General features: G+C 67.9%; 15 protein-coding genes. 7 read left to right on the top strand and 8 right to left on the bottom strand.

Annotated features, from left to right (window positions below; genetic code table 11):
- The 3 genes from VGC56_RS08080 to VGC56_RS08070 form a co-directional block, all read right to left on the bottom strand.
- Window positions 1-2,026, bottom strand: a 2,026-nt coding sequence (locus VGC56_RS08080; RefSeq protein ID WP_464124368.1) for a 3-hydroxyacyl-CoA dehydrogenase NAD-binding domain-containing protein, incomplete at its 3' end; no start/stop codon positions are given.
- A gap of 88 nt (window positions 2,027-2,114) precedes the next feature.
- On the bottom strand, window positions 2,115-3,131 hold the full coding sequence (locus tag VGC56_RS08075) for a glycosyltransferase family 2 protein (protein WP_464124381.1): 1,017 nt from the start codon (window positions 3,129-3,131) through the stop codon (window positions 2,115-2,117).
- A gap of 179 nt (window positions 3,132-3,310) precedes the next feature.
- Entirely contained in the window at window positions 3,311-4,174 is an 864-nt protein-coding gene (locus VGC56_RS08070) for a sulfotransferase family protein (protein WP_464124367.1), read from the bottom strand.
- Between the two features lie 104 nt (window positions 4,175-4,278).
- Here VGC56_RS08070 and VGC56_RS08065 point away from each other — a divergent pair, with 104 nt between their 5' ends.
- From VGC56_RS08065 to VGC56_RS08055, 3 genes are all read left to right on the top strand, one after another.
- On the top strand, window positions 4,279-4,716 hold the full coding sequence (locus VGC56_RS08065; protein ID WP_464124366.1) for a hypothetical protein: 438 nt from the start codon (window positions 4,279-4,281) through the stop codon (window positions 4,714-4,716).
- Between the two features lie 270 nt (window positions 4,717-4,986).
- On the top strand, window positions 4,987-6,762 hold the full coding sequence (locus tag VGC56_RS08060; protein WP_464124365.1) for a tail fiber domain-containing protein: 1,776 nt from the start codon (window positions 4,987-4,989) through the stop codon (window positions 6,760-6,762).
- Window positions 6,763-7,064: 302 nt separating this feature from the next.
- The gene (locus VGC56_RS08055; RefSeq protein WP_464124364.1) at window positions 7,065-7,748 is read left to right on the top strand and encodes a spermidine synthase; all 684 of its coding nucleotides are present in this window, start codon (window positions 7,065-7,067) and stop codon (window positions 7,746-7,748) included.
- Here VGC56_RS08055 and VGC56_RS08050 read toward each other — a convergent pair.
- From VGC56_RS08050 to VGC56_RS08035, 4 genes are all read right to left on the bottom strand, one after another.
- Entirely contained in the window at window positions 7,745-8,500 is a 756-nt protein-coding gene (locus VGC56_RS08050) for an SDR family NAD(P)-dependent oxidoreductase (protein ID WP_464124363.1), read from the bottom strand. The genes VGC56_RS08055 and VGC56_RS08050 overlap by 4 nt on opposite strands.
- 183 nt (window positions 8,501-8,683) lie before the next feature.
- A complete protein-coding gene (locus VGC56_RS08045; RefSeq protein WP_464124362.1) occupies window positions 8,684-9,457 on the bottom strand; it encodes an SDR family NAD(P)-dependent oxidoreductase in 774 nt (257 codons plus the stop codon).
- A 108-nt stretch (window positions 9,458-9,565) separates the two neighbouring features.
- Window positions 9,566-10,807, bottom strand: a complete 1,242-nt coding sequence (locus VGC56_RS08040; RefSeq protein WP_464124361.1) for an acyl-CoA dehydrogenase family protein — start codon at window positions 10,805-10,807, stop codon at window positions 9,566-9,568.
- A gap of 75 nt (window positions 10,808-10,882) precedes the next feature.
- Window positions 10,883-12,769 carry an NPCBM/NEW2 domain-containing protein gene (locus VGC56_RS08035; RefSeq protein WP_464124360.1) on the bottom strand — a complete coding sequence of 629 codons (1,887 nt, stop codon included), beginning with the start codon at window positions 12,767-12,769 and terminating at the stop codon, window positions 10,883-10,885.
- A gap of 232 nt (window positions 12,770-13,001) precedes the next feature.
- On the opposite strand from VGC56_RS08035, the gene VGC56_RS08030 reads away from it, so the two are divergent.
- The gene (locus tag VGC56_RS08030; RefSeq protein WP_464124359.1) at window positions 13,002-14,462 is read left to right on the top strand and encodes a flavin-containing monooxygenase; all 1,461 of its coding nucleotides are present in this window, start codon (window positions 13,002-13,004) and stop codon (window positions 14,460-14,462) included.
- Here VGC56_RS08030 and VGC56_RS08025 read toward each other — a convergent pair.
- Window positions 14,455-15,033, bottom strand: a complete 579-nt coding sequence (locus VGC56_RS08025) for a DUF805 domain-containing protein (RefSeq protein ID WP_464124358.1) — start codon at window positions 15,031-15,033, stop codon at window positions 14,455-14,457. The two genes, VGC56_RS08030 and VGC56_RS08025, sit on opposite strands and share 8 nt — an antisense overlap.
- Window positions 15,034-15,168: 135 nt before the next feature.
- Between VGC56_RS08025 and VGC56_RS08020 the strand changes: the two genes are divergently transcribed.
- From VGC56_RS08020 to VGC56_RS08010, 3 genes are all read left to right on the top strand, one after another.
- A complete protein-coding gene (locus VGC56_RS08020) occupies window positions 15,169-16,335 on the top strand; it encodes an acyl-CoA dehydrogenase family protein (RefSeq protein ID WP_464124357.1) in 1,167 nt (388 codons plus the stop codon).
- 3 nt (window positions 16,336-16,338) lie between these two features.
- Window positions 16,339-17,454, top strand: a complete 1,116-nt coding sequence (locus VGC56_RS08015; RefSeq protein ID WP_464124356.1) for an acyl-CoA dehydrogenase family protein — start codon at window positions 16,339-16,341, stop codon at window positions 17,452-17,454.
- A 117-nt stretch (window positions 17,455-17,571) separates the two neighbouring features.
- Window positions 17,572-18,714: an acyl-CoA dehydrogenase family protein gene (locus VGC56_RS08010; RefSeq protein WP_464124355.1), complete on the top strand. Its 1,143-nt coding sequence runs from the start codon at window positions 17,572-17,574 to the stop codon at window positions 18,712-18,714.
- Window positions 18,715-18,751 lie beyond the last annotated feature (37 nt).

Genomic DNA, 18,751 nt, shown 5'->3' with positions numbered 1-18,751 from the left:
TTTCGACAAGCAGCTGCGAGAAGCTGAACTCGGGCTTCATGCGTGCTTCCTGGCGCTTGAGCCCCTCGACAATCGTCGGCAGGCCAACGGTGTCCGCCCAGAACATCGGACCGCCGCGGTATACCGGCCAGCCGTAGCCGTAGACCCACACCACATCGATATCGGAGGCGCGCTGGGCGATGCCTTCCTCGAGGATCTTCGCGCCTTCATTGACCATAGAGTAGAGCGTGCGCTCGACGATTTCCTGGTCGCTGATCTCGCGCCGCTCGACGCCCTGTTTCGCCGCGAAATCCTCGATGATCTGCTGGACGACCGGCGACGGGCTCGGCCGGCGCTTGTCGTCATAATCGTAAAAGCCGGCGCCCTTCTTCTGCCCCCAGCGGTCGATCGCGCAGAGCGCGTCGCGGATATTCTCGATGCGCGTCGGATCGCGGTGCCAGCCGATGTCGACGCCGGCCAAATCGGCCATCTGGAACGGGCCCATCGGCATGCCGAACTCGACATGGACGCGATCGACCTGCTCGGGCGTCGCGCCCTCCAGCAGCAGCCGCATCGCCTGCGTCTGGCGCGGGATCAGCATGCGGTTGCCGATGAAGCCGTAGCAGACGCCCGCCACTACCGCGACCTTGCGGATCTTTTTGGCGAGGCTCATCGCGGTGACCAGCACGTCGGGCGCCGTCTTCGCGCCGCGCACCACTTCCAGCAGCTTCATGACGTTGGCGGGCGAGAAGAAGTGGAGGCCCACGACGTCCTGCGGCCGCGACGTCGAGGCGGCGATCTCGTCGATGTTCAGGTAGGAGGTGTTGGAGGCGAGGATGGCGCCGGGCTTGGCGATGGCGTCGAGCTTGCCGAACACCTCTTTCTTCACGTCCATATTCTCGAACACGGCCTCGATGATGAGGTCGCAATCGGCCAGCGCGTCGAGGCCAAGCGTCGGGGTAAGGAGCCCCATCGCCTGCTCGACCTGCTCGGCGGTCATCCGGCCCTTGGCGGCGGTCGCCTCGTAATTCTTGCGCATGACGGCGGTGCCGCGATCGAGCGCTTCCTGCTGCGTCTCGACGATCGTGACGGGGATGCCGGCGGAGAGGAAGTTCATCGAGATGCCGCCGCCCATCGTGCCGGCGCCGATCACGCCGACGCGGTTGATGGCGCGGGGCTGGGTGTCCTCGGGGAGGCCGTCGATCTTCGAGGCCTTGCGCTCGGCGAAGAAGAAATATTGCTGCGCGCGGGCCTGGGTGCCGGTCATCAGTTCCATGAACAGGCGCCGCTCGTCCTGGACGCCTTCGCCATAGGGCTTGGTGACGGCGGCCTCGATGGCGCGGATGTTGAACTCCGGGGCGTCGAAGCCACGGAACTTGCGGGCGTTCGCTTTGCGGAATTCGGCGAAGACGGAGGGGTCGGTGCCGTCCACCTTGTCCTGGCGTTCGCTGGTGCGCGGGATCGGGCGGACGTCGCGCACCTCCTCGGCATAAGCGACGGCGTGCTGCTCGAGATCGCCCTCGATGAGGCGGTCGACGAGGCCGATGCCATAGGCCTCCTTCGCAGAGATCGGCGTACCGGTCGCGGCCATCTCCAGCGCCTTCTGGACGCCGGCGACCCGCGGCAGGCGCTGGGTGCCGCCGGCGCCGGGGAGGAGGCCGAGCTTCACTTCCGGCACGCCGAGCTTCGCCGACGGCAAGGCGACGCGGTAATGGCTGGCGAGCGCGACTTCGAGGCCGCCGCCGAACGCGGTGCCGTGGATCGCCGCGACGACCGGCTTGGTGCAATTCTCAATGATGTCGACGACCTGCGGCAGGACGGGCTGCTGCATCGCCTTGGGGGTGCCGAACTCGCTGATGTCGGCACCGGCGAAGAAGGTCTGGCCCTGGCAGACGATCACCACCGCCTTCACCGCCTCGTCCGCATCGGCTTGGTGAATCGCTGCGACGAGGCCTTCGCGTACGGCGTGGCCGAGCGCGTTCACCGGCGGATTGTTGGAGGTGACGACGAGGACGTCGCCGTGGCGGTGGGTGGTGATCGGGCTCATTGGCTCTCCCCGGCTGAAGCTTTGCGCCCCGATAGTCCCTGCTTTACGTAAACGTCAACCAGGACCACCCGATGAGGGCTTTGCGGCCTCACTCCGTCGAACGGCGACGGGCTGCGCGCGTGACGACGATGAACAGGGCGATATTGCGGGCGAGGCCATGAAGACCAAGCCCATGACGCCGAAGCGCGTCGTAACGGCTGAGGCGCGGCATCTCCCATAAACGGGCGAGCACCGTCGCCGCCTCGCGGTCCGCCGCGCGCATCCGGTCCCCGAAGCGGGCCAGCAGGATTGCGGCCTGGGCTGAATATCGCCTCAGCAGCCGTTCGCGCTCCCGGCTGACGAGCGTGCCATAGGCCCGCTGCACGAAGGAGACAGCGCGCGGACGCTTTGCACCGATCGCGTTGCCACCGTGCTGCCGGTAGAGGATCGTCGGCGCATCGACGTAAGCGATGCTGCCGGTCGTGGCGGCGACCAGCGCAAGCCAGTGATCGTACATCATCGCCGCGGCGGGGATGGGCCTTGCCAGCGCGCAGAGCGACTTGTTGATCACGCTCGCGCAGCCCGTCACGACATTGGCCAGCAGGAGGTGGACGGGGCTGTTCCGCCGCGGATCTATCCCGGAATAGTCGAAAAAGGAGGAGCCGATCACATTGAGCCGGGGATCGGTGACGATCAGGTCGCTGTGAACAAGGAGCGGCGTCTCCGGCCCGCAACCGGCTTCCAGCGCATGCATCGCGGCGAGGGTGCGCTCGATCTTGTCCGGCAGCCAGACGTCGTCATGGTCGCACAGGAAGACGTAATCGGCCTCGCTGTGCGCGAGAAGGCGGTCAAAATTGGCGATCACCCCCAGCCGAACCGGATTCTGCGGCAATTGCGTGATCCGGCCGGGAAAACGGCGCGCATAGGATTTGAGTATCGCAGCGGTCCGGTCCTGCGAGGCATCGTCGGCGATGAGGATGGTGAAATCCTGCCGCGTCTGCGAAAACAGCGAGTCCAGGAGCTCGCCTAGATAAAGCTCGCTGTCGCATGTCGCGAGGGCGATCTCGATCGAAGGGCTCGAAATGGATTTCCTCGCGGAGCCCTTTTCCGAGCCAGGGATGTGCACCTTCAATCGCCGGCTCCCGCCGGAGCACGGCCGTGCGCGCGGATCGGTCGGACAAAGGGGTGCAAGTCTCTGGTTCCCCGTCGCTGGCAGGTGGCAGGCGCGGCTCTGCGCTCGAAAAGGAATAGGCGAGGCGCACCGGCCTCGGAAGCGAAATCGTTTCGGGTCGATCCGGCCACGGATCAGCGATCCGGCAACGGCGGCAGTCGCGACAGCGCGCGCCGCTCGTTGATCACCGACGCCACGTACCGAGATCCGTAGCGCGGGGCGAGCTGCGGAACATCGTCGAGATCCCAGCCGGCGCGGGGATAATAGCGATCGAGAAACGGCTGGAGGATCGGCCGGAAGATATCCACATCGGCGGGGGTGAACCAGCTGCGCCACGTCCCGTAACTCTTCGTGCGTTCGACCCTCTGCAACAGGTGCGGCAGATCGGCGGAGCCCGCGAGCGGCAGGCGGAGCATCGCCTCCAAATCGTCGAATTCGCCGTCGACGAGCTGCTCGTAGCGGAACAGGTGCAAGTCCGGCCGCGCGTCGTGAAAGCGCAGCGGCCGCGCAATGCCACGCTCGGCGTAGCGCTCGCGCCAGGACGCGTGCGCTCCGGCGGCGTGTTCGAGCGCATCGAAAGCCTGGACGATCTCCATCAGCGGCACGGAACGGGGCTCCGCCTCCTTGCGCTCAAGGAGCCGCAGCAACGCGAGCGCGGCGCTCCCGTCATGAACGAAACGGGCATTGTAGCTTCGGTAGAGGAGATCGCTGACGATCCGATCGCGTGGATCGCGGACGATGAGGATCTGGCGGTCGAATGTCTCGAAATCGGCAACCCGGACAGGCCCCATGTCCCACGGCAGCACCTTCGCCAGCACATCGGGGGTAGCGTTGCCGTGCCGCAGGGCCCGGAGCCGCCCGACGGCACGGTCGATGAGCGTGTAGGTCCTCGGTTCGAAAAGCGCGATCGTGCCGGCGGGCAGCGAGTTTTTGATCTTGTAGAAGAGAGCCGACGTGCCGCTCTTGGCAGAACCGTAGATGACGACCTTCACAGCCACTCCCGACGCCGCCGCCGCCAGTTCTCGGCAGGGACGGGCGCCGGTCCTGTCCGCCCGATCGCGCCTCATTGCAAGGCGGCGAAACCGAACATAGGATCGCCGCCATGGCGATGACGACCAGACTGGCACCGGCCCTCCTGTTGCTGATCGCAGGCGCGCCGGCTGCCGCGATGCAGAGCGGCAAGGGCCTAGCCCCACCGGTCGTGCGCAACGCTCCGGCGAGCAAGGAGGCGAGTCCCGAGCCTGTGGCGAAGAGTCCCGACGCCGTGCCCGCGGCAGCTAAGCCGCTCGCGTGTGGCGCGGCGGCGGCGCAGCCCTGCGGCGAGGCGGCATCGCCGCGGGGGACGCCGCAGGATTATGCGGCGGCGCTGACCGCCGCCGGCGCCACTACGGGCGGCGATCCGGTGCTCGACAAGGGCCTGATCGCCACGATGAGCCGACTGCTTGCCGCCGGCCGCTGCGCCGATGCCGCGGCACTGGCGACGCGCAGCGGCCGGCCGCGGCTCGCTTCGCGCGCACAGCAGGTCTGTTCGGGCCGGTAGCGCCGCCGCCGCGCCTTAAAAAGACCGGTATGCGCAGCTATCGGTGCGCATTGTGGCAAATATTTCCGGTTTGCGCGCGACATGTGTGCGGGAAAACGCTCGCGCGCCTGGCGGCGCTCCTGTACCCGGTGCGCACGGTTTGGGGGTGAACCGCCCGCTCTGCGAGCGAAACACTGCCGCGCGCGAATGTCTTTAACGGAAAAGACATCGACTTCGCCGGCGGTGCGTACGGTTGACCATGCAATAAATAGAAAACTGGGGGTATCAGAGATGAAGAACTTGACGCTCAAGGCCTGTTTCGCGGCCTTCCTGTCCGTCCCCTTTGCGGGCCCTGCCTTCGCCCAGGACACATCCTATACGGGCAATTTGGTGCTGACGCCGGCGGGCCCCAATCACCGGTCGGACATCAAGCTGTCGGACAATAGCGGCGGCTTCCGTATCATCGCCGCGCCCGATCTCTCGCCCGTCCACGAAGGCGCGGCGATCCAGTTTTTCGGCAGCGCCCACCCCACCCGCCCGGGCTATGCCTTTATCGACGCCGGCTCGAACGACTTGGGAGCAATCGTGCTGCGCACGGCGCCGACCGGCGTGGCCGCGATCGAACGGCTGCGGATCACCGCCGCCGGCAATATCGGTATCGGCACCGATACGCCGGTGCAGAAGCTCGACGTCCTCGGCAATATCCGCATCGGCGGCGCCGGCAACGGCATCATCTTCTCCGACGGCTCGACGCTGACCAGCGCGGGCACCGGCATCGGCACGCTCGATTCCAACAACAACTGGACGGGTCAGAACAGCTTCACGCAGCTCGCCGCGGGCGGCAACCGCCTTCAGAATGTCGGCGCACCCGTCGCTGCGACCGACGCCGTCAACAAGGCCTATACCGACGCCAACTTCGTCAAGTTCGTCCCCGCCGCCGAGCAGCTCTCGGTCGGCGATGCCAACGGCACCGCGCCAATGATCAATTTGCGCGGCGGCTCGACCTGCTGCTCGGGCCCAGGCGGTCACACGCCCGCCTGGTTCAAGGTCTTCCAGAACGGCAGCTTCGTCGCCACGGGCAATCTCGGCATCGGCGTGTCGCCGATGCAGGGCAAGGGCTATCGGACCTCGTGGGACAGCTACAAGGGCGCCTTCCGCTCCGGCTATGCGGACGCCGAATGGGATGATGCCAATGTCGGCTTCTTCTCCTGGGCGGGCGGCTCCAACTCGACCGCGATCGGCCTCTATGCCCTCGCCTTCGGCGACACCAATTCGGCCGAGAGCACCTCGTCGATCGTGTTCGGCAGCGGCAACCAGGTCAAGGGCGCCGCGGGCTTCTCGGCGGGCGCCGGCAATCGGGTGTGCGACACCTATGGCGTCGCCTTCGGCAACAAGGCGCAGTCGGGCGGGCCGCTGATCAACGGCAAGTGCGATCCCGATTCCTTCAATTTGCGCGGGCTCGCGGCGGTCGCGATTGGCTATAACGTGACGGCCGACCAGGACTACAGCACGGCGATGGGCAAGTTCGCCTCGAACAACGGCTTCAGCGGCACCTTCATCTGGTCGGACGCCTCGGCGACGGCATCGGCGGACACGTTCAGGAACAATGCGAACAACGAGTTCGCCGCCCGCGCCACCGGCGGCTTCCGCTTCCGCACCAATCTCACGGGCACCACCGGCTGCAATCTCCCGGCGGGATCGGGCGTGTTCAACTGCACGTCGAGCCGAACGACGAAGGAGAATTTCCAACCGTTGAGCGGCACGGACGTGCTGAGCAAGCTTCGCACCATTCCAATCTCGACCTGGAACTACAAGAGCGAAGGCCCCGGGGTGCGCCATGCGGGGCCGATGGCGGAAGATTTCTACGCCGGCTTCCGGCTGGGAGTCGGCACCAATTCGATCGGCGTTCAGGATCTGGCCGGCCTCAGCCTCGCGGCCGTGCGCGCGCTCGACGACCGCACCACGGAGCTGGAGGCGAAGACCCGCGAGGTGGCGAGGCTGCGCCTGCAGGTGAACCGGCTCGAGGAGCGGCTCGCCGCCATCGAGGCCGCTCTCAGCCAGAGATAAGCGTACGCTCGGCGATCATCGCCGCGACGGCGTCGCGGCGATGGCTTCAAAGGGCGGTGCGACCACAGGGTGCGAGCCGCGGGGCCCCCGTCCACCACCGCGCAGGGGCGTTGCGCAGGAGCTCTCGTCGGAGGCGGGGAACTAGGCGGCGCGGACGTTCCCAACTCTTCATCGAAAATGAGGCTGGCGGCGATCGGCCGTATGCGGGAAAGGGCGCGGGAGATGATCCTGAATCACTTGGACATGTCCCGCGCGGGCGCCAAGAGCCTTCTTGTGGTCCCAAGGGATCGCCAGCCGCAATTGTGACACCGCGCGAGCATCTTGGAACGGCGCGGGTGCCGGGCGGGGCGGAGCTGAGGCTGTTCCGGCGCGGGGCGGACTTCATGATCGTGCTCGACCGCAGCGAACTGATGAACAGCCGCATGCGCGGATCGGAAGAGGCGCTGGCGACGATGACGATCGCCCGCCTGCGCGATCCCAAGGCGCCGCGCCTGCTGATCGGCGGCTACGGCATGGGTTTTACGCTGCGCGCGGCGCTGGCGGCGCTGGGCCGCGATGCGCACGTCACGGTCGCCGAACTGGTGCCGGAGATCCTCGCCTGGGCACGCGGGCCGATGGCCGCACTGACGGCGGGCTGCCTCGACGACCCGCGCGTGCGGCTGGTCGAGACGGACGTGGCGGAGGCGATCGGGGACCTTTCGGGGGCCTGGGACGCGATCCTGCTCGACGTCGACAACGGCCCGGACGGGCTGGTCCGCGCCGCCAACGACCGGCTTTATTCGCGCGAGGGCCTGGCGCGGGCGAAGGCGGCGCTGCGGCCCGGCGGCGTGCTGGCGATCTGGTCGGCGGCGCCGGACGCGCCGTTCGCGCGGCGGCTGGCGCAGGCGGGCTTCGCCGTCGAGGAGGTGGCGGTGCGGGCGCGGGAGAACGGCAAGGGCCCCCGCCACGTCATCTGGTTCGCCCGGAAGAGATCGGGTGAATCCTAGAAGGACGTGCGGCCGAATTCCTGGCGGTAGAAGGGGTGGGAGGCGCTGAGGCCGCCGTCGACGACGAGGGCGTGGCCGTTGACGTAGCTCGATTCGTCGGAGGCGAGGAAGAGGGCGGTGCGGGCGATCTCGTCGGGGACGCCGCCGCGCTTCATCGGGTTCAAATGGCCGATCAGATCCTCGCGGCCGGCGGCGCGGGCATTGTCGTATATGCCCTTGGTCATGCCGGTTTCGATGAGCCCGGGACAGATGGCGTTGACGCGGATGTTGGCGCCGGCAACCTGGGTGGCGGCGACTTTGACCAAGTTGATGACGCCGGCCTTCGATGCGGAATAAGCGGGGCCCCCTGCCCCGGCGCGGATGCCGGCTACCGACGCGGTGCAGATGATCGATCCGCCGCCCCGTTCGCGCATGTGCGGGGCGGCATGCTTGATGGCGAGGAACGGGCCGATGAGGTTGGTCCTGAGGATCGCCTCCCATTCCTCGGCACTCTGCTCGAACAGCGAGGCGAGGCCGCCCGAAACGCCCGCGTTGGCGAAGAAGATGTCGAGGCCGCCATGCTCTTGGACGGCGGTGTCGACGAGGCGGCGGACGTCGGCGTCGGAGCCGGCATCGGCGCCGAGAATGCCGTCCCCTTCGGTCCTGTCGGCGGCGATCACGCGGGCGCCTTCGGCGCGGAAGAGGGCGGCGGCAGCCTTGCCGATGCCGGACGCCGCGCCGGTGACGATGGCGACTTTGTTCTCGAGCCTCATAGGACCGTTCCCTTCATCAAGGCCGCTTGATCTCGCGCGGAGACGCAGAGGCGCAGAGACGCCGAGGTTCCCGCACTTTTCCGCCGAAGGCGATTGCGATGGACCCGCTGTCGCGGAAAGGCGCTCGAGGGAGTGCGGGACGGGTACGGCCTCTCTGCGCCTCTGCGTCTCTGCGCGGACCCCTCACAACCCCACGCCCGTCGTGCTTCCGCCGTCGACGACGATGGCCTGGCCGGTGACGAAGGTGGAGGCGTCGCTCGCCAGGAACACGGCGGCACCGGCGATTTCGTGGGGTTCGCCGATGCGCTGGAGCGGGGTGTGGGCGGTGACGGCCTTCAGCGTTTCGGGGTTTTCCCAGAGCGCCTTGGCGAAGTCGGTGCGGATGAGGCCGGGGGCGATGCAATTGACGCGGACCTGGTGCGGCCCGAATTCGGCGGCGAGGTTGCGGGCGAGCTGGAAGTCGGCGGCCTTGGAGATGTTGTAGGCGCCGATCACCGCCGAGGCCTTGAGCCCCCCGATCGAGCTGACGATGATCATCGAGCCCGATTTCCGCGCGATCATCTCCGGGGCGACCATCTGGGTCAGCCAGTGGTTGGCGATGACGTTGTTTTCGAGGATCTTCCTGAATTGGTCGTCGGTGATGCCGCCCATCGGGCCGTAATAGGGGTTGGAGGCGGCGTTGCAGACCAGGACGTCGATCTGGCCCAGCTGCCGCCGCGTTTCGTCGACGAGATGCTGGAGCTGCTCCTTGGACGAGATCGAGGCGGGGACGACGATGGCGGCGCCGGAATGCTTGGCGTTGATCGCGTCGGCGACGTCCTGGCACGCCTCGGCCTTGCGGGAGGAGATCACCACCTTGGCGCCGTGATCGGCCATCGCTTCGGCGATCGCCCGGCCGATGCCGCGCGACGAGCCGGTGACGATGGCGACCTTGCCGGTGAGATCGAAGAGATTCATGCGCTTTCTCCCTTCGTCATACCGGACTTGATCCGGCATCCACCTTCTTCCCCCGGGTTCTGGAAGAGAAGGTGGACCCCGGATCAAGTCCGGGGTGACGCTTAGTGGTTACTCCGGGCTGTGCTTGGCGAACTCCAGCCGCGCGATCGCCCGGTTGTGCACCTCGTCCGGGCCGTCGGCGAGGCGGAGGGTGCGGATGCCGGCCCAGCTCGCGGCGAGGTTGAAGTCCTGCGACACGCCGGCGCCGCCATGCGCCTGGACGGCGTCGTCGATGATGCGCAACGCCATGTTGGGCGCGAAGACCTTGATCATGGCGATCTCGGCCTGGGCGGCCTTGTTGCCGGCCTTGTCCATGAGGTCGGCGGCCTTGAGGCAGAGTAGGCGCGACATGTCGATGTCGATGCGGGCGCTGGCGACGCGCTGTTCCCAGACGCTGTGCTCCATGAGGCGCTTGCCGAAGGCGACGCGGGACTGGAGGCGCTTGACCATCGCCTTCAACGCCTCCTCCGCGGCGCCGATGGTGCGCATGCAATGGTGGATGCGGCCGGGGCCGAGGCGTCCCTGGGCGATCTCGAACCCCCTGCCCTCGCCGAGCAGCATGGCGGAGGCCGGGATGCGCACGTCCTTCAATTCGATCTCCATGTGGCCGTGCGGGGCGTCATCATAGCCGTAGACGGTGAGCGCGCGCTCGACGGTGACGCCGGGCGCGTCCAAGGGCATGAGGACCATCGACTGCTGGCGATGGCGGTCGGCGCCGGGGTCGGTCTTGCCCATGACGATGGCGACCTTGCAGCGCGGATCGCCCGCGCCCGACGACCACCATTTGCGGCCGTTGAGCACGTACGAGTCGCCGTCGCGGCGGATCTCGCACTGGATGTTGGTCGCGTCCGAGGAAGCCACTGCCGGCTCGGTCATCAAAAAGGCGGAACGGATCTCGCCTTCCATCAGCGGCCGCAGCCATTGCTCCTTCTGCTCGGCGCTGCCGTAGCGGTGGAGGACCTCCATGTTGCCGGTGTCGGGGGCGGAGCAGTTGAACACCTCGCTCGCCCAGGCGATGCGGCCCATCTCCTCGGCGCAGAGGGCATATTCGAGGTTGGTGAGCTGGGTGCCCTCAAAGGCGAAGCTCTCGTCAACGTGCTTGAGCGCGTGGCCGGGCGGCATGAACAGGTTCCACAGGCCTGCGGCCTTGGCCTGCGGCTTCAGCTCCTCGATGACGGCGAGCGGCTGCCAGCGGTCGCCCGCGGCGAGCTGCTGCTTGTAGTCGCCGGTACGAGGGCGAATCCGAGTCTCTATGAACTCGCGCACGCGGTCCCGGAAGAAAGCCTGCCTTTCCGTAAGGTCAAAGTCCATGGCTCCCCTCCCCTGCTCTTGCGGCGCCGCTCACCTCTGCCGGAAACCGCGGTTTCGCGCCACTCTTTGCGACGGTCAATTCAGGAACGCCGCGTCGCCCCAGGCGGCGGAGGCGGGGGCGAGGGGTTCGTTCTTTTCCGGCTTGGCCACCAGCTCTACGAGGCGGATGTTGGCGATGTCGGCGTTCACGCGCACCGCCGGTTCGCCGAAAGCGATGGGCTTGGTCTTCGCCAGCAGCTTGCCGTCGCCGTAGACGTAGAAGCGCAGCTTCGCGCCGGCGTTGCGGCTATTGTCGTCGACGCCGACCAGGGCCGCGAAGCTGCGCCAATGGCCCGTGTTGCGCACCTCCATGCGCGAGCCGGCGAGGATGCCGATGCCGGCGCCGAACACCCGGCCGGCGACCTGGAGGCTGGTGCCGTAGGGGGCTGCGTCGGCCTGGGCGCCGCCATAGCCGCCATAAGCGGGGCGCTCGCCGGGGCCGCGCGAGCCGGCCCAGGGATTGACCATCCGGTGGACGAGCGGATCGACTTCCGGGCGGACGACGCCGTCGACGGCGACGTTCACCGCGCCCGGGAGCTCGGAGAGATACATGCCGGCGGGGAGGATCCGCGGGCCCTTAGCGGTGAACAGGCGGCTCTCGCGCGGGGCGAGGGCGATGCTGGTCTCGCCGGTAAAGGCGGGGACGTCCTGCTTCGACCAGAGATCGTGGAGAGCGATGGGCGCGTTGCGGGCCATCTTCAAATGATCGGCGGTAAGGATCGCTCTGATCGGCGCCAGTCCGCGGTTGAAGAGGAGCACGGCCTTGTCGCCGGTGGAAAGAGTCTTCACCAGGATTTCGAAATCCTCGGAGGTGAAGGCGCGCACCGCCTGATGGCCGCCGGAATCCTGGTTGAGGGCGATGACGTCGGCGTTGGAGAGAATGTCGAGGAGCGGCTTCGGCATCTTCTGGAGGTCGGCGCCGATCAGCAGCGGCGCGTCGATCATCGCCCAGAGCGAGAAATGGCTGCGCGCTTCGGTGAGGTGGTTCTCGTCGAAGTCGCCGAGGCCGATCTCGAGCATGTCCGGGTCGTTCCACGCATAAGGCTGGGCGTAGAGCGGGCGGTCGGCGGCGCTGTCGTAGGTGTGGAGCATGCGCGTCCAGGAGGGCGTGATATCGTCGCTGGTCCGCCAGAGGTTGCCGACATCCTTGCCCCAGGCGCGGACATTGGCCTGGCCCCAGGCGCAGATCGAGAAGACATAATCGCCGTTCGGGCGGTGGCGCTGGAGGGCCTCGGCGACCTGCAGGTAAAGGCCGCGCATGCCCGCGATATCGGTGCGGCTGAGGACGCCGCGCTCCATCAGCGGATCGAGCGGCACGTAATGCTGCCGGGCGACGAGTTCGCTCTTGCCGGCATAATCGGCGAGGCCGCAGGCATCGACCTTCACATAGTCGAACCCCCAGTCGCCGAAGAACAGGCCGATATCCTGATCGACATGGCCGTAGAGGCCGACGCTGCGCTCCTCCGGCGTGCCCACCGGCAGGTTGGGCGACTTGAGGTCGAAAGCCTGGCTGCAGGCATTGCGGCCGGCGTCGGTGTAGATGCCGGCCTTGAGGCCCATTGCATGGAGCCGGTCGGTGAAGGGGCGGAAGCTGGTCTCCTCCGGCCCGCCGGTGGCGGCGCTCGGGAAGATTGCGGTGCGGACCTGGAGGCGGCCATCAGCGGTGCGGCGCTTCAGCCACCAGCCGTCGTCGATGTTCACGTACGTGTAGCCGAGCTTGGCGAGGCCGGTGTCGACGAGCGCCTGCGCGGCGCCCAGCACCTTGTCCTCGGTGATGCGGGTGCCGAACGCGTTCCAGCTGTTCCAGCCCATCGGCGGGGTACGGGCGGCGCCGCGCTCGTTGGCGCTCCAGCGGCCGGTGGGGGCGAGCGGGTCCTTTGCCTGCACAGGCCCGGCGGCAAGTGCCAGGAGTGCCGCACCCACCCACCATTTCCTCAACCGCATACAGGCTCCCTCGCTCGTGCCCTCGCTCCCGACACCGTTCGGGCCGAGCTTGTCGAAGCCCTGCCCTTTCCCCTCCTCCTCGGTAAAAAGGAAGGCCCTTCGACAGGGTCAGGGCGAACGGTGTGGGCATTGCGCCCCACCTGATCTGCCAAGCCCGCTAACAGGCCGGCGGTCCCCTTCCCCCTCCCCTCGCCGCCTGCCATGAAGCGGCATGGCGGAGGCGGGCGGCATTACCGAACATTTCGACGTGCTGATCGTCGGCGCCGGCATTTCCGGCGTCGATGGCGCGTACCGGCTGCAGAGCCGCCTGCCGGGCAAAAGCTACGCCATCCTCGAGGCGCGCGAGGCGATCGGCGGGACGTGGGACCTGTTCCGCTATCCCGGCATCCGTTCCGACAGCGACATGTACACTCTGGGCTTCCCGTTCCGGCCGTGGACGGGCGACCTCTCCATCGCCGGCGGCGAAGCGATTCGGGATTATGTCGAGGACACGGCCCGTGCCTTCGGCATCGACCGCCGCATCCGCTTTCGCCACCGCGTCGCGGCGGCGCGGTGGGAGACGGCGGCCGCAAGGTGGACATTGGAGGTGGAGACGCTGGCGGGGACGCGGCACTTCACCTGCCGCTTCCTCTATCTGTGCGCCGGCTATTACGATTATGCCGGCGGCTACCGCCCGCATTGGCCCGGCGAAGAGGATTTCGGCGGCACGATCGTCCACCCGCAGCATTGGCCGGAGGATCTCGACTTCGCGGGCAAGCGCGTGGTGGTGATCGGCAGCGGCGCCACGGCCGTGACCCTGGTGCCGGCGATGGCGGAGCAAGCGGCGCACGTCACCATGTTGCAGCGCTCGCCGAGCTATGTCGTGTCGCTGCCGGCGCGCGACCCGATCGCGGGCTGGCTCGGCCGCTTCCTGCCGCAGCGGGCGGCGGCGGCGGCGGTGCGGTGGAAGAACGTGGCGCTCGCCCGCTACCTCTACGGCGTGGCGCGGCGGCGGCCGCAGGCGGCGCGCCGCTCAATCCTCAAGCGCATCCGCAAGACGCTGCCGGCGGACTACGACGTCGAGCGGCATTTCGGCCCGCGCTACAATCCCTGGGACCAGAGGCTGTGCCTGGTGCCGGACAATGATCTGTTCGAGGCGATCAAGGCGGGCAATGTGTCGGTCGTCACCGACGAGATCGCGCGGTTCACATCGACGGGCCTGAAGCTCAAATCGGGGGAGGAGCTGCCGGCGGACATCGTCGTCACGGCGACGGGGTTGGTGGTCAGGTTGATGGGCGGCGTATCGCTGACGATGGACGGCGTCCCAGCCTCCCCCGCCGGGCGGCTGGTCTACAAGGGGATGATGCTGGAGGACGTGCCGAACCTCGCCTTCGCCTTCGGCTATACCAACGCCTCGTGGACGCTGAAATGCGACCTTACCGCCCGTTACGTCTGCCGGCTGCTCGAGCATATGGACGCGCGCGGCAAGCGGATCGCGACGCCGCGCCTGCGCGATGCGTCGGTGGCGCGGGAGCCGCTGCTCGATTTCTCCTCCGGCTACATCGCCCGCGCCTCGGACGCGCTGCCGGTGCGGGGCTCGAAGGGACCGTGGCGGGTGCCGCAAAACTATCTGCGGGACCTTGCCGCGTTCACCCTCGGGCGGACGGACGACGAGGCGATGGAGTTCAGCTGAGCGCGGGCGCCTCCCCGAAGCGGTTCGGACCGGTCTCGCTTTGGCTGGCCAGGAACACGATCAGCAGGATCCAGATGCCCCAGGAGACGAGGCTGTTCAGGCTGCCGAGCGTCGACCAGAGCGATGGCGCCGAGTCGAGATGCATCACCCCGTCCATCGCCCTTGGGGCCAACGCGATCCCGACGGCCATGAACGGGACCGGAAGCGCCGCCCACCATGCGGTGCGGCCGCAATCGTGGAGCCGGCGGACGGCGGCGGCCGCGTAGAGAAACATGGCAGCGACCGAGACCGCGACCATCGGCATCAGCACCGAGCGCATGTCCGGGAACAGTTCCGGCGGCAACACCGGCGGCTGCCCCGCCGCAGGCTGGGGTAGCCCTTCCGGGTGCGCCTGCACATAGGCCGCCATGCGCTGCATCATCTGCATCATCACCGGAACGAAGAGCAGCATGTCGATGATGATGGTCAGGACGAAGACCGTGATCGCGTAGGGCCAGAACAGGCGCCGCGTCTCGCGTCCGGAGAAATTGAACAGCCTTGCGAGATTGTAGCCGAGCGACCGTCCGATCATGCTGTGCCCCTCCCCGGCCGCAGTTTGCGGCAGCGCGGCGAGACTAGCCCATTGGCGGCTGCGGTAAAGGGGGCCGCCACAGTTGACGCGCGGCGCGGCGGGCGGCACTGACGTTTACGTAAAGGAGAGGCGGTGATGGCTGAGCTCGAGACCTTCCGTGCCGACACCCGCGCCTGGCTGGAGGCGAATTGCCCGGCCGAGATGCGCCAGCCGATGCGCGACGAGGGCGACGCCTGCTGGGGCGGCCGCAATGCCGTGTTTCAAAGCGAGGCGCAGAAGCTGTGGATGGAGCGCATGGCGGCGCGCGGCTGGACCGTGCCCGACTGGCCCAAGGCCTATGGCGGCGGCGGGTTATCGCCGGCCGAGACCAAGATCCTGCGGCAGGAGATGGCGCGGCTGGGCGCGCGCAATCCGTTGATGAGCTTCGGCATCTCGATGCTCGGGCCGGCACTGCTGAAGTACGGGACCGAAGAGCAGAAGACGCATTACCTCACCCAGATCGCGCGCGGCGAGATACGCTGGTGCCAGGGTTATTCGGAGCCGGGCGCGGGCTCGGACCTCGCTTCGCTCCAGACCAAGTGCGAGGATAAGGGCGACCATTGGCTGGTCAACGGTCAGAAGGTCTGGACCAGCTACGCCGACAAGGCGGACTGGATCTTCTGCCTGGTGCGCACCGACCCGCAGGCGCCCAAGCATAAGGGGATCAGCTTCCTCTTGTTCGACATGGCGAGCCCCGGCGTCTCGACCAAGCCGATCCTGCTCATCTCCGGCAACTCGCCCTTCTGCGAGACCTTCTTCGACGACGTGAAGGTACCGAAGGACCAGGTGGTCGGCGACGTCAACAAGGGGTGGGACGTCGCCAAATATCTGCTCGGTCATGAGCGTGAGATGATCAGCGGCATGGGGCTCGGCGGCAGCGGGTCGCAGAGCCTCGGCGAAGCCTTCGCCGACGTGCTCGCCGACGATCCGGTGCTGCGCGCGGAGGTGGCGAAGTTCGACGTCGACGCGCTCGCCTTCCGGGCGATGTCGGAGCGGTTCCTGGACGGGCTCAAGGCGGGGATGGCGCATCCGGCGCAGCCGTCGATGATGAAATACGCCGGCACCGAATTGAACAAGGCGCGCCACGAGCTGGCGATGGCCGCGGGCGGCTCCGACGCGCTCGAATGGGAAAGCGACCGCGCCCGCGGCGGCAAGGCCGCCCGCGAGTGGCTCCGCACCAAGGCGAACTCGATCGAGGGCGGGACGAGTGAGATCCAGCTCGGCATCGTCGCCAAGCGCATCCTCGACCTTCCCGGAGCCTGACAGATGCCCCTTTACCTCAACGACGATCAGAACATGCTCCGCGACACCGCGCGGGAGTTCATGGCGGCCGAGGGCGCGATCGGCGGCCAGCTGCGGCATTGGCGGGACATCGGGTGCAAGGACGGGTTCGGGCACGGGCTGTGGAAGCAGTTCGCCGCGCTTGGCTTTACCGGCATCCTCATTCCCGAGGGAGACGGCGGGCTCGGGCTCGGCCATGTCGAGGCGGGCATCGTGCTGGAGGAGATCGGGCGCAACCTGACGCCCTCGCCGTTCCTGATCACGGCCGTTGCGGTCGTCGAGGCGCTGAAGGGCACCCCGCACGGCGCCCGCTGGTTTCCCGGCATTCTCGCCGGCGAGACGGTGGCGGCGCTGGCGGTCGACGAGGGGCGCAAGCACCGGCCCGAGGAGATCGAGATGCGCGCCGAGCGCTCCGGGAACGGCTTCAGGCTGTCGGGCGCCAAGCAGTTCGTCGTCCAGGGCGCCTCGGCGGACCTGATCGTGGTGGCGGCGCGGGCCGAAGAGGGCGTCACCCTGTTCGCGGTCGAAAAGGCGGCGAGCGGGCTGGAGACGGAAGGCGTGCGGCTGGTCGATTCCAGCATCGGCGCGCGGATGGAATTGCGGGACGTCGAGGTCGATGCCGATGCAGTGATCGGCGAGGTCGGCGGCGGCGAGGCGGTGCTCGGGCGCGTGCTCAGTGCCGGTCGCGCAGGCGCGGCGGCGGAGATGGTCGGGCTCGGCAGCCAGGCGATGGCGATGACGGTCGACTATCTCAAGCAGAGGAAGCAGTTCGGTCGCCTGATCGGCGAATTCCAGGCGCTGCAGCACCGGTCGGCGCATCTTTATTCCGAGCTGGAGATTGCGCGGGCGGCGACGCTCAAGGCGCAGCAGCTGCTCGACGAGGAGAGCGACGAAGCGGAGGCGATGGTCTCGGTCGCCAAGGCAAAGGCCGGCGCGGCGTCGCGGCTGGCGGTGCAGGAGGGCGTGCAGATGCACGGGGGCATCGGCATGACCGACGAGTACGACATCGGCCTCTACATGAAGCGCGACCGGGTGCTGAACGAGCTGTTCGGCGACGCGGCCTATCACGCCGACAGGCTGGCGCGGATGCGGGGGTATTGAATCTCCCCTCCCGGATTTCCGGGAGGGGATTAAGGGGTGGGGCCGCGAAGCGGCTCTTTCGCCGCAAGAACCCACCCCCAACCCCTCCCGCAAATCCGGGAGGGGGGAGACTCGGACATGCCCCTCGACGCCGAATCCTTTGATCTCCTCCTCACCACCGTACGGCGATACGTCACCGAGCGCCTGCGCCCGCTCGAGGCGCGCGTGGAGCAGGACGACGAGGTGCCTACCGACATCGTCCAGGAGATGCGGGAGATGGGGCTGTTCGGCCTCTCCATCCGCGAGGAATATGGCGGCCTGGGCCTCACTATGGGCGAAGAGGTGCGGGTCGCGCTGGAGCTGGGCGGCACGACGCCCGCCTTCCGCTCGGTGTTCGGCACCAATGTCGGCATCGGCAGCCAGGGGCTGGTGATGGCGGGGTCCGACGCGCAGAAGGCGCAGTGGCTGCCCCGCATTGCGAGCGGGGAGGTGATCACCAGCTTCGCGCTCACCGAGCCCGGCGCCGGCTCCGACAGCGCCTCGGTGCAGACCAGGGCGGTACGCGACGGCGACGTCTACCGCCTCAACGGCTCGAAGCGTTTCATCACCAACGCCGACAAGGCCTCGCTGTTCACGGTGATGGCGCGGACGGGCGAGCCCGGCGCCAAGGGCGTGTCGGCGTTCCTGGTGCCCGCCGACCTGCCCGGCCTCGGCATCGGCAGGCCCGAGAAGAAGATGGGCCAGCAGGGCGCCCATGTCTGCGACGTGATCTTCGACGATGTGGCCGTGCCGGCGGCCAACCGGCTCGGCGAAGAGGGCGAGGGGTTCCGCATCGCGATGCAGGTGCTCGACCGCGGGCGGCTGCACATCGCCGCGGTGTGCGTCGGCATCGCCGAGCGGCTGATCGCGGATGCGGTCGGCTATGCGAAGGAGAGGAAGCAGTTTGGGCAGCCGCTCGCCGACTTCCAGCTGGTCCAGGCGATGATCGCGGATTCCAAGACCGAGACGCTGGCGGCGCGGGCGCTGGTCATCGAGGCGGCGCGGCTGAAGGACGAAGGCGCGCCGATCACGCTGGAAGCCGCGGCGGCCAAATATTTCGCCAGCGAGACCGTCGGCCGCGTCGCCGACCGCGCCGTGCAGATCTTCGGCGGCGCGGGGTACATCGCCGATTACGGCATCGAGCGCCTCTACCGCGACGTCCGTCTGTTCCGCATCTACGAAGGGACCAGCCAGGTCCAGCAACTCGTCATCGCCCGCGAGACGCTGAAGCGCGGCGGGTGATGGTTGGCGGGGGCAGCACGATTGGTCTAGTCATGGC

Origin of the sequence: Allosphingosinicella sp., from assembly GCF_036403745.1 — a bacterium.
Classification (GTDB): domain Bacteria; phylum Pseudomonadota; class Alphaproteobacteria; order Sphingomonadales; family Sphingomonadaceae; genus Allosphingosinicella.
The sequence above is the reverse complement of the archived record's forward strand: the minus strand, read 5'-3'. Positions and strand labels throughout refer to the sequence as shown.

Bases quoted from the DNA above. Each gene is read 5' to 3' on its own strand.
- VGC56_RS08050 (WP_464124363.1), bottom strand. From the start codon at position 8,500: ATGAGGCTCGAGAACAAAGTCGCCATCGTCACCGGCGCGGCGTCCGGC.
- VGC56_RS08025 (WP_464124358.1), bottom strand. From the start codon at position 15,033: ATGATCGGACGGTCGCTCGGCTACAATCTCGCAAGGCTGTTCAATTTC.
- VGC56_RS08065 (WP_464124366.1), top strand. From the start codon at position 4,279: ATGGCGATGACGACCAGACTGGCACCGGCCCTCCTGTTGCTGATCGCA.
- VGC56_RS08030 (WP_464124359.1), top strand. From the start codon at position 13,002: ATGGCGGAGGCGGGCGGCATTACCGAACATTTCGACGTGCTGATCGTC.
- VGC56_RS08060 (WP_464124365.1), top strand. From the start codon at position 4,987: ATGAAGAACTTGACGCTCAAGGCCTGTTTCGCGGCCTTCCTGTCCGTC.
- VGC56_RS08040 (WP_464124361.1), bottom strand. From the start codon at position 10,807: ATGGACTTTGACCTTACGGAAAGGCAGGCTTTCTTCCGGGACCGCGTG.
- VGC56_RS08015 (WP_464124356.1), top strand. From the start codon at position 16,339: ATGCCCCTTTACCTCAACGACGATCAGAACATGCTCCGCGACACCGCG.
- VGC56_RS08010 (WP_464124355.1), top strand. From the start codon at position 17,572: ATGCCCCTCGACGCCGAATCCTTTGATCTCCTCCTCACCACCGTACGG.
- VGC56_RS08045 (WP_464124362.1), bottom strand. From the start codon at position 9,457: ATGAATCTCTTCGATCTCACCGGCAAGGTCGCCATCGTCACCGGCTCG.
- VGC56_RS08020 (WP_464124357.1), top strand. From the start codon at position 15,169: ATGGCTGAGCTCGAGACCTTCCGTGCCGACACCCGCGCCTGGCTGGAG.